11 protein-coding genes are annotated in these 13,113 nt (G+C 74.9%); 3 read left to right on the top strand and 8 right to left on the bottom strand.

Going from position 1 to position 13,113, the window contains the following annotated elements; all coding sequences use genetic code 11:
• Nucleotides 1–3 precede the first annotated feature (3 nt).
• Together ACFXOZ_RS14780 and ACFXOZ_RS14775 are read right to left on the bottom strand one after the other, a co-directional pair.
• Nucleotides 4–678: a GNAT family N-acetyltransferase gene (locus ACFXOZ_RS14780; RefSeq protein WP_380590533.1), complete on the bottom strand. Its 675-nt coding sequence runs from the start codon at nucleotides 676–678 to the stop codon at nucleotides 4–6.
• On the bottom strand, nucleotides 570–2,384 hold the full coding sequence (locus ACFXOZ_RS14775) for an IucA/IucC family protein (RefSeq protein ID WP_380590472.1): 1,815 nt from the start codon (nucleotides 2,382–2,384) through the stop codon (nucleotides 570–572). The genes ACFXOZ_RS14780 and ACFXOZ_RS14775 overlap by 109 nt, the downstream gene beginning before the upstream one ends.
• Nucleotides 2,385–2,736: 352 nt before the next feature.
• Here ACFXOZ_RS14775 and ACFXOZ_RS14770 point away from each other — a divergent pair, with 352 nt between their 5' ends.
• Together ACFXOZ_RS14770 and ACFXOZ_RS14765 are read left to right on the top strand one after the other, a co-directional pair.
• Complete coding sequence (locus tag ACFXOZ_RS14770) at nucleotides 2,737–3,915, top strand: trypsin-like serine peptidase (RefSeq protein ID WP_380526495.1); 1,179 nt, start codon at nucleotides 2,737–2,739, stop codon at nucleotides 3,913–3,915.
• A gap of 28 nt (nucleotides 3,916–3,943) precedes the next feature.
• A complete protein-coding gene (locus ACFXOZ_RS14765) occupies nucleotides 3,944–5,128 on the top strand; it encodes a trypsin-like serine peptidase (protein ID WP_380590469.1) in 1,185 nt (394 codons plus the stop codon).
• Between the two features lie 72 nt (nucleotides 5,129–5,200).
• Here ACFXOZ_RS14765 and hflX read toward each other — a convergent pair whose 3' ends face one another.
• The 5 genes from hflX to miaA form a co-directional block, all read right to left on the bottom strand.
• Nucleotides 5,201–6,703 carry a GTPase HflX gene (hflX, locus tag ACFXOZ_RS14760; protein ID WP_375889364.1) on the bottom strand — a complete coding sequence of 501 codons (1,503 nt, stop codon included), beginning with the start codon at nucleotides 6,701–6,703 and terminating at the stop codon, nucleotides 5,201–5,203.
• A complete protein-coding gene (locus ACFXOZ_RS14755) occupies nucleotides 6,700–9,042 on the bottom strand; it encodes a RelA/SpoT family protein (protein WP_380590466.1) in 2,343 nt (780 codons plus the stop codon). The genes hflX and ACFXOZ_RS14755 overlap by 4 nt, the downstream gene beginning before the upstream one ends.
• A 167-nt stretch (nucleotides 9,043–9,209) precedes the next feature.
• The gene (dapF, locus tag ACFXOZ_RS14750) at nucleotides 9,210–10,124 is read right to left on the bottom strand and encodes a diaminopimelate epimerase (protein ID WP_380590464.1); all 915 of its coding nucleotides are present in this window, start codon (nucleotides 10,122–10,124) and stop codon (nucleotides 9,210–9,212) included.
• A 47-nt stretch (nucleotides 10,125–10,171) separates the two neighbouring features.
• Nucleotides 10,172–10,684: a hypothetical protein gene (locus ACFXOZ_RS14745; protein WP_375889370.1), complete on the bottom strand. Its 513-nt coding sequence runs from the start codon at nucleotides 10,682–10,684 to the stop codon at nucleotides 10,172–10,174.
• Nucleotides 10,685–10,923: 239 nt separating this feature from the next.
• Nucleotides 10,924–11,859 carry a tRNA (adenosine(37)-N6)-dimethylallyltransferase MiaA gene (gene miaA / locus ACFXOZ_RS14740; protein WP_380590462.1) on the bottom strand — a complete coding sequence of 312 codons (936 nt, stop codon included), beginning with the start codon at nucleotides 11,857–11,859 and terminating at the stop codon, nucleotides 10,924–10,926.
• A gap of 179 nt (nucleotides 11,860–12,038) precedes the next feature.
• On the opposite strand from miaA, the gene ACFXOZ_RS14735 reads away from it, so the two are divergent.
• Nucleotides 12,039–12,284, top strand: a complete 246-nt coding sequence (locus ACFXOZ_RS14735) for an antitoxin (RefSeq protein ID WP_380526486.1) — start codon at nucleotides 12,039–12,041, stop codon at nucleotides 12,282–12,284.
• Nucleotides 12,285–12,308: 24 nt separating this feature from the next.
• On the opposite strand, the gene ACFXOZ_RS14730 is transcribed toward ACFXOZ_RS14735, so the two are convergent.
• Nucleotides 12,309–13,007: a class III extradiol dioxygenase subunit B-like domain-containing protein gene (locus tag ACFXOZ_RS14730; RefSeq protein ID WP_380590459.1), complete on the bottom strand. Its 699-nt coding sequence runs from the start codon at nucleotides 13,005–13,007 to the stop codon at nucleotides 12,309–12,311.
• Nucleotides 13,008–13,113 lie beyond the last annotated feature (106 nt).

The following is a 13,113-nucleotide window of genomic DNA, read 5'->3' as shown; positions in this document are numbered from 1 at the left end:
GTCCTAGGCGGGGAGTGGCGCTTCGCGGTCGCGCACCATCAGCGCGGCGCGCTTGTCGGGCAGGTCGAGTTCGGCGGCGGCCCGGAATCCGGCCCGTTCGAAGGCCCGGACGGAGCGCCGGTTGCGGACGTCCGGTTCGGCCACCACCCGTTGGCAGTCGGGCCGGTGGCGCAGCACGAGGGCGGCGACGGCGGCCAGCAGCTGGGCGCCGAGGCCGCGGCCGCGACTGGCGGCCGGGCCGAGCAGCAGGTGCACGCCGGTGTCGTGCGGGCGGGCGGGGTAGTGCCCGGCGAGCGGGTCGAGGTCGGCGCGGTAGACCTCCCAGTAGCTCATCGGGGTGCCGTCGAGCAGTCCGAGGCAGGGCAGGCTGCTTCCGTCGCCGTCCAGTTGGGCCCGGACGTGCCGTTCGGTGACGGCGGGCGGCCCGGCGAGCTCCCAGAAGGCGTCGACCTCGGGGTCGTTCATCCATCCGGTGAGCAGCTCCAGGTGGTCGGGCAGCCGGACCGGGCGGAGCCGGAACCGGCCGGCCGGGGTGGGCACTTCGCCCCACCCGGGCAGCTCGTCGGGCATCAGGCGCCTGCCACCGGGTTGGGGATGTCCACGTACACGGACTGGGTGGCGACCGGGCCGACCAGTTCGTCGAGGCCGTTGATCCGGGTGAGCAGGTTGGCCTTGCAGGGCAGGGTGGGCGCGTCCAGCAGCAGGGCGGGCAGGGCGGAGCCGGTGGCGGCGGCCCGCGGGCCGGCCAGGAACCGGCGCAGCCCGGCCAGCAGCACCGTCTCCTCGGCGAGGCCCTGGGAGCCGAAGGCGCCGATCAGGCCGAGCACGTGGTTGATGCCGAGGTAGTAGGCGAAGTGGTGGTCGATGACGTCGTCCGGCAGGAAGGTGTCGCTCTGCTCGCCGAGTCCGGGCAGCCGGGCGGTGAGCCGCTCGGCGGCGCTCTCCCGGTAGTAGTAGCCCTGGTTGTCGCGGTAGCGGCCGCCGCGGGGCCAGCCCTCGGCGTCCAGCAGGACGATGCTGTTCTGCTGGTGGGCCTCCAGGGCGATGCCGCCGTGGCCGTCCAGCCAGAGCACGGGCAGCACGACGGCGTCCAGGTAGCGCAGGAACCATTCGGCGGCCACGGTGCGCAGCGGGCGGCCGGTGCGGGCGGCGAGCGCGCGCAGGGTGTCGCCGAGGGCGGACGGCACGGTGGCGCCGGTGCCGCGCGGCTGTTCGGCGACGAACCCGGCGACGCAGAGGGCGCGTTCGGCCGGTCCGAAGGGCTGGGCACGCAGCACGGTGTCCAGCCCGCCGGGGTCGCCGAGGTCGGGGTGGTCGACGCCGATCCAGGCGGGGTCGCGGACGATGTCGAAGCCGGGGTGGGCGGCCCGCCACTCGGCGGCGAGGCCGCTCTCCAGCAGCCGGTGTACCTCCAGGCCGCGGTGGAGTTCCTTGCGCAGGTTCTCCCGGCGGGAGTTGGTGATCCGCAGGCCGAGCGAGAGCTTGAGCATCCACGGGGTGCCGGGCCGGTAGACGGTGCGCACCGAGGAGGTGGGGTACCAGGGTTCGCCGGCCGGGCCGAGGTCGTGCAGCAGCCCGTCGGCGAGCAGCGCGGCGACGGTCGGGCGGTGGGCGAGCTCGCGGGCCTGCCAGGGGTGCAGCGGCAGGGCGGCGGTGCCGGGCGGCAGGGTCGCGTGGCCGCCGAGGAGGGCGGCGGTGATCCGGTCGGCGCTCTCGGCGACGGCGGAGCCGGCCGCGAGCAGGCCGCGGTCGACGGCGTACCAGTGGACCTGGAAGGAGCCGTGGAGTTCGGGCGAGTAGGCGGCGCTCTGGGCCGGTCCGAGGCCGTCGCGGCTCTTCGGGGTGGGGTGCAGGGGGTGGCCGAGCAGCAGGGCCTGTTCGGCGGCGAGGAAGGCGGAGCGTTCCGGCCCGCCGGGTTCGGCGGCGGTGCGGCGGTGGGCGAGGATCTCGGCGGTGCGCACCACCGAGTCGGCGACCCGGGCGGCGAGGTCGGCGACCTGCCCGGGGTCGGGCCGTTCGGCGGCCGCGGCGGCGAGCAGGGCGGCGGCGGTGACGGCGTCCACCGGGGCCGCGGCGCCGCCTCCCGCCGGGGCGCCGTCCCCGGCCGAGAGGGTGGCCGGGCCGAAGCGGTGCCAGCCGCCGGGCGACCAGTGCCGGACGGCGGCGGTGAGCCGGGCGGCCCCGCCGAGGACGTCGATCCGCAGTCGGCCGTCCGGCCCGGGGCGGGCCCCGGTCTCCCGGGCCCAGCAGCGCAACAGGGCTTCCAGGGCCGCCTGTTCGGCGGCGACGGCGGGGTCGGGGTGCAGCAGCGGGTCGGGTCCGGAGGCGGCCCGCTGCACAGTGGGCGGCGGTACGGGCGGGGCTCCGGTGAGGGCGGTGCTCAAGGCTGCTCCTTGGTGCGCGTGGGGGTGCGGACGCGCGCGGGTGGTGGAGAGGGTCGGGCGGGCGCTCGCACCGTCGCGTCAGGTAAGGGTTACCTATCCCTGACGGGTGATCACAAGGACGGCTCACTCGTCCGGGTGAAGATCGGGGATAGTGCGTCACCGGGCGGGGCGGCCCTGCTGTGCCAACGACGGGGCCGGTTCCGCGTCACGGATCGGTGACCTCCGGGCGGTCGCGGAACCCGGGGGGCGGCCGCCGCCGTCCTCCACGGCGATGGAAGACTCCAGGGCGGCGGGCCGCCGCACCGAGGACCGACCCGACACCGTCCGACCGAGTACAGGGGGAAGCCCACCGATGCCACCGATCCACCGGTCAGCCCTGGCCGCCGCGCTGGTCGCCGGAACGCTGCTGGCCGTCAGCGCCTGCGGACCGGACGGCCCGGCGGGCGCCGACCGGACCGTCGCCGCACCGCCGCCCAGCACGGACGCGAGCGGCTCCGCCGCCCCCGGCGGCGTCATCGGCGGGATCACCCTGCCGTCCGGCCTGCCGACCAGCCTGCTGGAGGGCCTGCCGAAGACCTGGGACGACCTCAAGAAGTGGAAGTACGACGACTGGGACAAGTGGGCGTCCAAGCACGTCTTCAACAACCCGGTGGTGAAGGACTTCTGGAACCCGGACAAGATGGGCGACGCCAAGCCCGCCGACCCGGCGCCGCCGACCGCCAAGCCGGCCGCCGCCGACGGCGTGACCGACCCGGAGCCGCCGGTGGTCAAGGCCGTCCAGGTGCCCCGCCCGTACCTCAAGCAGCCCTCCGGGAAGGTGTTCTTCTCCGCCCAGGGCGGCCGGGGCAACTGCTCGGCGACGGTGATCGCCGACCCCCAGCACCCGGGCAGGAGCAATCTGGTCTGGACGGCGGCCCACTGCGTGCACGAGGGCAAGGGCGGCGACTTCTACAAGAACCTGGTCTTCGTCCCCGCCTACAACAACTCGGGCGCCTCCAGCGGCGGAAAGAAGGCCCCGCTGTCCGACCTCGCCCCGCTGGGCACCTGGTGGGCCGACCAGATCGTCACCTCCCCGCAGTGGATGGTCGAGGGCGGGCAGACCGGTGACGCCGCCAACCAGTACGACTTCGCCGTGATGCGCGTGCACAACCAGAACGACACCGGCAAGTCCCTGGAGGAGACGGTCGGTTCGGCCGTCCCGGTGTGGTTCGACGCGCCCCGCGACCAGCTCAAGGTCTCGGCCACCGGCTACCCGCTGGTCAAGCCGTTCGACGGCCAGGAGCTGTACAAGTGCGACGGCGGCACGCCCGTCCGGCTGTCCTTCGACCCCAAGCGCCCGTCCATGCTGACCATCGGCTGCAACATGACCCAGGGCGCCAGCGGCGGCGGCTGGTTCGCCACCATGCCGGACGGGCGGACCGCCCTGGTCAGCAACACCTCGATCGGCACCCAGGAGCACACCTCGCTGAGCGGCCCGTACCTGGAGACGGTCGCCAAGCAGGCCCTGGACTGGATCTCCAGGAAGCAGTGACCGGCACCACCACGGGGGACTCCTCAGCTTGCGCACCATCAGCACCACCCGCACCACCGGCACCACCAGCACCACTGACTCCACCGGCACCACCCGCCGCACCCCCCGCACCGGGGGGCGGCGGGCCGCCGCGGCCGGCGCCGCGCTGCTCGCCGCCCTGACGCTCACCGCGGCCGCCTGCGCACCGGACGGCCCCGCCGCCCCCGCCCCCCCGCCCGCGGCACTGCCCAAGGCCGCGCCCACCAGCCTGGGCGACCTGAGCGGCTGGAAGCTGGAGGACTGGGCCCGCTACGTCGCCGACAGCGGCTTCGCCAACCAGGTGCCCCCGGGCTACTGGACGGCGGCCCGGACGGAGGCCGCCAGGGCCCGGCCCACCCCCGAGTACGTCCCGACCGCCGCCGCACCCCCCGGCGTCGACCGCGACGCCCCGCCGGCCGTCGTCCAGGCCCGGCCGCAGCCCCACCCGTACGGCCCGGACTCCGCCGTGGTCGGCAGGCTGCTGATGACCACGCCGCAGGGCGACGCGGCCTGCTCCGGCACGGTGGTCGCCGACCCGCTCAACCCGGGCCGCAGCAACCTGGTCCTCACCGCCGCGCACTGCCTGCACGACGGCAGGGGCGGCGGCTGGGTGAAGAACCTGGTCTTCGTCCCCGCCTTCAACCGGGACGGCCGGGCGGCCCGCGGCAAGCCGTACGACGAGCAGCAGGCCGCCCCGTACGGCCGGTGGACGGCGGTGCGCGCCATGGTGTCGCCGACCTGGCTCCAGGAGAGCGGGGTCGGCGCCCACGACCAGTACGACTACGGGATCGTCCGGGTGCGCGGCGAGTCCGCGGCCGGCCCGTCCCTGGAGGAGGCGGTCGGCGGTTCCGTCCCGGTCTGGTTCAACGCCCCGCGCGAGCAGATCACCGCGGCGGTGGTCTTCGGCTACCCGGTGGAGCGGCCCTTCGACGGCATGGAGCTGGAGCGCTGCGACTCCCCCGCCCCGCCGGGCCGGCTGTCCTTCGACCGGTCCCGCCCGCCGATGTACGCGATCGGCTGCTCCATGGGCGGCGGCGCGGGCGGCGGCGGCTGGTTCATCACCAGGGACGGCCGGCCCAACCTGGTCAGCGTCAGCTCGCTCGGCGGCCGCGGCCCGGCGGGCTACCGGGCCGGGCCGTCCCTCCAGGACCAGGCCAAGCAGGCCTTCGACTACTTCGCCAAGAACGTGAAGTAGCCCCCGGACGCGGTACGTCCGGGGGCCACCCCGACGAGCGGGGACGAGCGGGAACGAGCAGGAACGCGCCGATCAGCCCTGCAGGGCCACCGCGAAGTACTCCAGCTCGGCGGCCAGCTCGGCCGGCACCTTGGCGTGCACCAGCGTGCCGTCGGCCGTGTGCTCGGTGGCGATCAGCTCGCCCTCCTTGTGCACCCGGGAGACCAGCGCGCCCTGGGTGTAGGGCACCAGGGCCCGCACCTCGACGGCCGGTCGCGGCAGCTCGTCGTCGATGAGCCTGAGCAGCTCCTCGATGCCGGCCCCGCTGCGGGCCGACACCACGATGGCGTGCGGCTCGCGGCGCAGCAGGCGCTGCAGCACGTGCGGATCGGCGGCGTCGGCCTTGTTGATCACCACGATCTCCGGCACGTTCTGCGCGTCGACCGAGACGATGACCTCGCGGACGGCGGCCAGCTGCGTCTCCGGCTCGGGGTGCGAGCCGTCGACCACGTGCAGGATGAGGTCCGCGTCGGCGACCTCCTCCATGGTCGAGCGGAAGGCCTCGACCAGGTGGTGCGGCAGGTGCCGGACGAAGCCGACGGTGTCCGCCAGGGTGTAGAGCCGCCCGCTCGGGGTCTCGGCCCGGCGCACGGTCGGGTCCAGGGTGGCGAACAGCGAGTTCTCCACCAGCACGCCCGCGCCGGTGAGCCGGTTGAGCAGGGAGGACTTGCCGGCGTTGGTGTAGCCGGCGATGGCCACGGACGGCACCTGGTGGCGCTTGCGCTCCTGGCGCTTGGTGTCGCGGCCCTTCTTCATGTCGGCGATCTCCTTGCGGAGCTTCGCCATCTTCTCGCGGATCCGGCGCCGGTCGGTCTCGATCTTGGTCTCACCGGGACCACGGGTGGCCATGCCGCCGCCCGAGGAGCCGGAGCCACCGCCACCCATCTGCCGGGACAGCGACTGACCCCAGCCGCGCAGGCGCGGCAGCATGTACTGCATCTGCGCGAGCGAGACCTGCGCCTTGCCCTCCCGGGACTTGGCGTGCTGGGCGAAGATGTCCAGGATCAGGGCCGTCCGGTCGACGACCTTGACCTTGACCACGTCCTCCAGCTGGATCAGCTGGCCGGGGGTGAGCTCACCGTCGCAGACCACGGTGTCGGCGCCGCTGGAGGCGACGATGTCGCGCAGCTCCTTGGCCTTGCCGGAGCCGATGTAGGTGGCCGCGTCGGGCTTGTCGCGGCGCTGGATGACGCCGTCCAGCACCTCGGAACCGGCGGTCTCGGCGAGCGCGGCGAGCTCGGCCATCGAGTTCTCCGCCTCCTCCAGGGTGCCGTCGGTCCAGACGCCGACGAGCACCACGCGCTCCAGGCGGAGCTGGCGGTACTCGACCTCGGTGACGTCTTCGAGTTCGGTGGAGAGGCCGGCGACACGGCGCAGGGCGGCGCGCTCACTGCGGTCGTACTGGTCGCCGTCGTAGTTGTGGCCGAGGTCCTCGTCGATGGCCGCGAGGTCCTCGTCCATGAGGGCTTCCGCTCGCAGACCGTCGAGGCGGCGCGGGGCGTCGGCGTGGTCGCGGGCTTCGAACGTGGAGGTCATTCTGTCCTTTGGTCGCTGGATGGCTTCGGCGTGGTCCCTTGGATCCCACCGGGGCTCCTGTGCCCTGAGAACGCCGTGGACCGGCCGTGAATTCCCCACGATGGTCGCACGCCCGGTGCGGGCCGGTCACCCCCATTTCCACCGGAGTGGCGGGTCTGCGTCCCCTCGGGGGCGTGCGGGCGGCTGACGTCGTACACCCCGGAAACCTTGAGCATCGCCCGCATCAGGGCGGGCAGCGCGCCCGGCTCGGGCAGCTCGACGGTGTAGGTGTGCCGGACCCGCAGCTCCTGCGGCGGTTCGACCTCGGCGGAGACGATGCCGACGCCCTCGGCGGAGATCGCCGCGGTGAGGTCGGCGAGCAGCCGGGGCCGGTTCAGCGCCTCGGCCCGCAGGGTCACCCGGTGGCCGGCCGCCGGGGCGTCCCCGGGCTGCCAGCGGACCTCCAGTTCGGCCCGCCCGTCGGCGCGCAGCCGCTGCCCGGCGGGGCAGGCGGTGCGGTGCACGGCCACCGCGCCGCCGCGGATCGGGTAGCCGGCCACCGCGTCCGGGGGCACGGGCGTGCAGCAGCGGGCCAGCCGCACCTGCGCCCCGGGCCGGCCGGCCACCACGACGGGGGCGGCGCGGCGCTCGCCGGGCCGGTGCGCGGGCGGGGCGGGCTGGCCGCCGGCCGGGCCGGTGCGCACCACCGGCAGCCGGGCCGGGTGGTCGGCCAGCCAGCGCTCGATGGCCAGCCGGGCGGCGGGGGTGCGGGCGTGCGCCAGCCACTCCGGGGACGGCCCGGACGGCTGGGCCCCGCCGCCGGGCGGGAGGCTCTCGGTGAGCACCGCCAGGACGTCCCCGTCCTGCAACGGGGTGGACAGCGCGGTGAGCCGGCCGTTGACCCGGGCGCCGATACATCGGTGGCCGGTCTCCTCGCCGAGCAGGTAGGCGGCGTCCACGCAGCTGGCCCCGGCCCTCAGCTGAAGCGTTTCACCGCTCTCCGTCACCACGGTGATCTCGCGGTCCCCGGCCAGGTCGGCGGTGAGCGCGGACCAGAAGGCGTCCGGGTCGGGGGTCTCCTGCTGCCACTCCAGCAGCCGGCTGAGCCAGCCGGGCCGGGCCGGGTCGGTGCGGTCCAGTTCGTCGGTGTCCTGGGCCGGACCGGCCGGGGTCGGGTCGCCGAGCGCGACCACCCCGGTCTCGGCCACCTCGTGCATCCGCCGGGTCCGCACCAGCACCTCGACCACCGCGCCGCCGTCCAGCGCGACGGCGGTGTGCAGCGACTGGTAGAGGTTGAACTTGGGGGCGGCGACGAAGTCCTTGAACTCCCCGGGCAGCGGCGTCCAGCAGGTGTGCAGCTCGCCGAGCACCGCGTAGCAGTCGGCGTTCTCCTCGACCACCACCAGCAGCCGCCCGAAGTCGGCCGGCTGCGGCTCCTGCGGTCGGCCGTCCCGCCCGGGCGCGGCGGCCCGCTTGATCAGCACCCGGTGCAGCGAGACGCAGTGCCGGGGCCGTACCGTCACCTCGGCGGCGACCCCGGTCTCGGCGAGCTGGCGGGCCAGCCGGCGGGCGAAGGGCTCCAGCAGGGCGTCCGGCTCGGACTCGTGACCGGCCATCAGGCCCCGGGTGCGGGCGTGCTCCTCGGGATGCAGGGTGGCGAAGACGATGTCCTCCAGCTCCGCCTTGAGCACCTGGATGCCGAGCCGCTCGGCCAGCGGGATCAGCACGTCCCGGGTGACCTTGGCGATCCGCACCTGGCTGGCCGGCTTCATGTGCCGGATGGTGCGCATGTTGTGCAGCCGGTCGGCGAGCTTGATCACCATCACCCGGACGTCGTCCCCGGTGGCGACCAGCATCTTGCGGAAGGTCTCGGCCTCGGCGGCGGCGCCGAAGTCGACCTTCTCCAGTTTGGTCACCCCGTCGACCAGGTAGGCGACTTCGGGCCCGAACCCGGCGCCCACCTGCTCCAGCGTCAACTCGGTGTCCTCGACGGTGTCGTGGAGCAGCGAGGCGACCAAGGTGGTCGTCCCGGCGCCGAGTTGGGCCAGGATCATGGTGACGGCCAGCGGATGGGTGATGTACGGCTCACCGCTCTTGCGCTTCTGGCCGCGGTGGCTGGCCTCGGCCAGCCGGTACGCCCGGGCCAGCAGGGCGAGGTCCGCCTGCGGGTGGTGCCGCCGGTGCACCTGGACCAGCGGTTCCAGGGCGTCCGGCACGGGCGGCCGGCCGGTGGCCAGCAGGGCGGCCCGCCCGGCCCGGCCGAGCGCGGCCCGGCCGAGCTCCCCCAGGGGCCTCCTGGCCCCGGCCTGCCGTGCGGTCGTCGGCTGCCCCGTGAGGGACTGCCCGGCTTCGATGGTCATCGGCACCTCCGGCAACGTCGCCGGGTGCGGCCCCTCCCCGTGGGGTGACCCGGTGGTCCATGCTACCGAGCAGAGCACGTTCCGCGACGCCGTGATTCCCGTCCGCGACCGGTATCACCCGATCGGGGGGATTCGTCACCGTACGAAGTGGGCAAACCGGGCCATCGCTACGAGGCCCGGGCGATCGACTCCCACCAGCGCGGGTCGATCCGCCCCTCCGCCACGATCACCGCCGGACCGGTCATCTCCACCCGGCCGTCCGGGTGCTCGGTGATGACCAGCCGGCCGCCCAGCACGTCCACCGTGTAGGCGACCGCCTCGCCGGTGACCGCCGGGTCCGCGCCGTCCCGGCGGATGGCCGCCACCGCGACGGCGCAGGCGCCGGTGCCGCAGGAGCGGGTCTCGCCCGAGCCGCGCTCGTGCACCCGCATCGCCACGTGCCGCGGGCCGCGGTCCACCACGAACTCGACGTTGACGCCCTCCGGGTAGGCGCCCGCGGGGCTGGTGAGCGGGGCGGTGAAGAGGTCCCCGGCGTGGTCCAGGCTCGCCACGAAGGCCACCGCGTGCGGGTTGCCCATGTTGACGTTCAGGGCGGGCCAGCGCCGCTCGCCGACCGCGACCTCGATGCCGTCCGGCCCGGGCAGCCTCGCCCGGCCCATGTCGACGGTGACCTCGCCGGGCGTGCCGTCCGCGGCGTCCTCGGCGACCGTCGCGGTGAGCACCCCGGAGCGGGTGGCGATCGCCAGCCCGCCGGGCTTCGCCAGGCCGGCCTCGACCAGGAAGCGGGCGAACACCCGCAGGCCGTTGCCGCACATCTCGGCGATGCTGCCGTCGGAGTTGCGGTAGTCCATGAACCACTCGGCCCGGTCGGCCTGGTCCGCGGCGGCCGGGTCGGCGGCCGCGCGCACCACGCGCAGCAGCCCGTCGCCGCCGATGCCGGCCCGGCGGTCGCACAGCGCGGCGACGGCCTCCGGGCCGATCTCCAGCACGCCGTCCGGGTCGGGCACGATCACGAAGTCGTTCTGGGTGCCGTGCCCCTTGAAGAAGGGGAGGCCGACCCGCGGGGAAGAGGATGCGCTCACCCCACCGATGGTACTGAGGGCGGCGGCGGGGCAGGCCGGGGCCCGGGTCAGCGCAGGTAGGCGACCCGCCACACCGCGAGCGCGCAGGCGGCCAGGGCGATCAGGGTGTAGACCGCGATGGCCTTCCAGCCGGCCCGCTGCGCGGAGCCCCGGCGCGGCAGCCCCGGCCACTTGTAGCCGGCGTGCCGGGCGGCCATCGCGCCCCAGCCGAACGAGGCGGCGGTGAACAGCAGCCCGAGCATCCCGACCATGGTGGCCCGCGCCCCGGCCGAGCCGAAGGCGAGCGGGAAGGCGAACATCAGCGAGCCGAGGGTGCCGAGCAGGGCGATCGGCAGGGTCTGCCACCAGCGGAGCCGGCGCAGCGGCCGGATCTCCCGCTCGTGCACGGCGGCGTCCGGCGGGGTGCGGGTGTCCAGTGCGGGCACCGCGGCCGCGTACGAGGTCGGCGCCTCCAGGCCGGTCAGCACGGGGAGGTCGCCCCTGGTCGACTCGTCGAACTCCTCGGCCGGTGCGGTGACACTCCCGCTCTGGCCGGATTCGGGGCCGGTACCCGTCGACACGCGGCCTCCCCTGACAGTTCGACACGAGCGGACTCGCGGCCGGGCACGGTCGGCCCGCGCGGGCCGACCCTTACGGCATCGATGATGGCATGTCCAGAGGGGACGTTCGGGGCCTGACGGGGTCCTCGGGTGATCCGTGGCCATCACGTGATCGGGCCGTGACCCCCGGTTCGTCCTGCACGGTCGCCTGCGCGCGCAGCTGCACCGCCGAATTGGCCGGAACGGACCCCAGGGCCCGACTACGCGGCCGGAACCCCCTGACGGCCGATCAGTTCCAGGGAGCGTTCCAGCAGCTCGACCGGGTCGGTCCCGGCCGGGCGGGAGAGCCAGTGGATGCGGTCGTCCCGACGGAACCAGGACTCCTGCCGGCGGGCGAAGCGCTTGGTGGCCCGGACCGTCTCGGCCCGTGCCTCGTCCTCGGTGCACTCCCCGGCGAAGTGGTCGAGCACCTGCTGGTAGCCGAGCGCCCGGGAGGCGGTCCGGCCCTCCCGCAGCCCGACCCGCTCCAGCGCGCGCACCTCGTCCAGCAGTCCGGCCTCCCACATCCGGTCGACCCGCAGGGTGATCCGCTCGTCCAGCTCGGGGCGCGACACCGCGACGCCGATCTGCACCGCCTCGTAGACCGCGGTGTTGCTCGGCAGGTTGGCGGTGAACGGCTGCCCGGTGATCTCGATGACCTCCAGGGCACGGACGATCCGGCGCCCGTTGCCGGTCAGGATCGCCTCGGCGGCCGCCGGGTCCAGCCCGGCCAGCCGCCGGTGCAGCGCGTACGGGCCGTCCTGCTCCAGTTCGGCCTCCAGCCGGGCGCGGACCTGCGGGTCGGTGCCGGGGAACGCCATCTCGTCGATCGCGGCCCGGACGTACAGCCCGGAGCCGCCGACCAGGACGGGGGTGCGCCCGGCGGCGAGCAGCCGGTCGATCTCGGCCCGGGCCAGCCGCTGGTACTCGGCGACGCTGGCGGCCTCGGTGACGTCCCAGACGTCCAGCAGGTGGTGCGGCACTCCCCCGCGCTCCGCCACGGTCAGCTTGGCCGTGCCGATGTCCATGCCCCGGTACAGCTGCATCGAGTCGGTGTTGATCACCTCGCCGCCGAGGCTGCGGGCGATGGCGACGGCCAGGTCGGACTTTCCGGCGGCGGTCGCGCCGACGATGCTGATCACACGGGAGCTGCTCACCGCTCCAGTCTCCCAAACCGTCGCGGCACCCGGGGCCGGGCTGCCGCCCGCCGCCGACTGCGCGAGGATGTGACTGTTCCCCGGACTGCCTCCGGCCTGCCCCGCACCCCGGCCCGGCTTTGCGAACTCTTGACCGGTCACGTGCGTTGTGCAGGAGACAGGGAACGAAGGAGATCACCATGGGCCTGATGGACAACCTCAAGGGCAAGGCCGAGGAGCTCAAGGAGAAGGCCAGCGAGCTCGCGGGCAAGCACAGCGACCAGATCGACCAGATGGTCGACAAGGCCGGCGGCGCGATCGACAAGGCGACCAAGGGCAAGTACAGCGACAAGATCGAGCACGGCGCCGACAAGGCCAAGGGCGCGGTGGGCGACTTCGCCCACAAGCCGAAGCCGGGCGACGGGGGCCAGCCCCCGCAGTCCTGACCGGCCGGGGCCCGGAGACGGGCCCTACGCCCAGGACGCCACGAAGTACCCGACCCCGTACGGCGCGTCCTGGTAGCCCAGCCGCGCGGTGAGGCCGGCGCCCTCGGCGGCGCCGGCCAGCACCTGCCAGGGCGCCCGGCCCTCGGCCTTGAGCTCGGCGGCCAGCGCCGGGTCCAGGGCCGCCAGGGCGGGCAGGTCGGCCGAGCCCAGGGCGGCGGCCAGTCCGGCGTCGAAGCCCTCGGCCCGCTCGTCCAGGTAGCCGGGGGCCTTCAGCGAGCGGCAGGCGCTGCCGTCGCCGAGCACCAGCAGGGCGACCTTGTCGGCCAGCCCGGCCAGGCCCTGGCCGAGGCCGAGCATCCGGTCGACGGGGGCGTCCGCGGGCACCGCGCAGGCGTGCGTCGGCACGGTCACCCCGGCGCGCTCCAGCAGCCAGGCCCCGACGGTCAGCGAGGGCGCCAGCTCCGGCCCCTCGACCCGCCCGCCGGGCAGCTTGGCGACCAGCGGCACCCCGTAGCGGTGGAAGGACCCGGCCCCGCCCTCGGTCCACACCTCGGCCTCGGGCCCGGTGCCCACCACCACGACCAGCTCCGGCCCGGCCGCGACCAGCGCCGCCAGCGCCTCGTCACAGGCGGCGCGCAGCCCGTCCAGCTCGGGCGCGGCCCCGGCGGCGACCTCGGGGACGAGCAGCGGCGGACAGGGGCACACGGCGGCGGCTACCAGCATGCGGATCACCTTAGGGCCTGTCCGGCGGATCTTGCCAGGCGCGCGACGCCGGGCATCCCGCCTGGACGCACGCCCGAATCGCCCAAGTACGTCCAGTACGAGGCCG

The organism is Kitasatospora sp. NPDC059160, assembly GCF_042755465.1.
In the GTDB taxonomy this organism is placed as follows: Bacteria; Actinomycetota; Actinomycetes; order Streptomycetales; family Streptomycetaceae; genus Kitasatospora.
The sequence above is the reverse complement of the archived record's forward strand: the minus strand, read 5'-3'. Positions and strand labels throughout refer to the sequence as shown.

Excerpts from the sequence above, each read along its gene's own strand:
- ACFXOZ_RS14770 (WP_380526495.1), top strand. The coding sequence starts at position 2,737 with ATGCCACCGATCCACCGGTCAGCCCTGGCCGCCGCGCTGGTCGCCGGA.
- hflX (WP_375889364.1), bottom strand. The coding sequence starts at position 6,703 with ATGACCTCCACGTTCGAAGCCCGCGACCACGCCGACGCCCCGCGCCGC.
- ACFXOZ_RS14755 (WP_380590466.1), bottom strand. The coding sequence starts at position 9,042 with ATGACCATCGAAGCCGGGCAGTCCCTCACGGGGCAGCCGACGACCGCA.
- ACFXOZ_RS14735 (WP_380526486.1), top strand. The coding sequence starts at position 12,039 with ATGGGCCTGATGGACAACCTCAAGGGCAAGGCCGAGGAGCTCAAGGAG.
- ACFXOZ_RS14730 (WP_380590459.1), bottom strand. The coding sequence starts at position 13,007 with ATGCTGGTAGCCGCCGCCGTGTGCCCCTGTCCGCCGCTGCTCGTCCCC.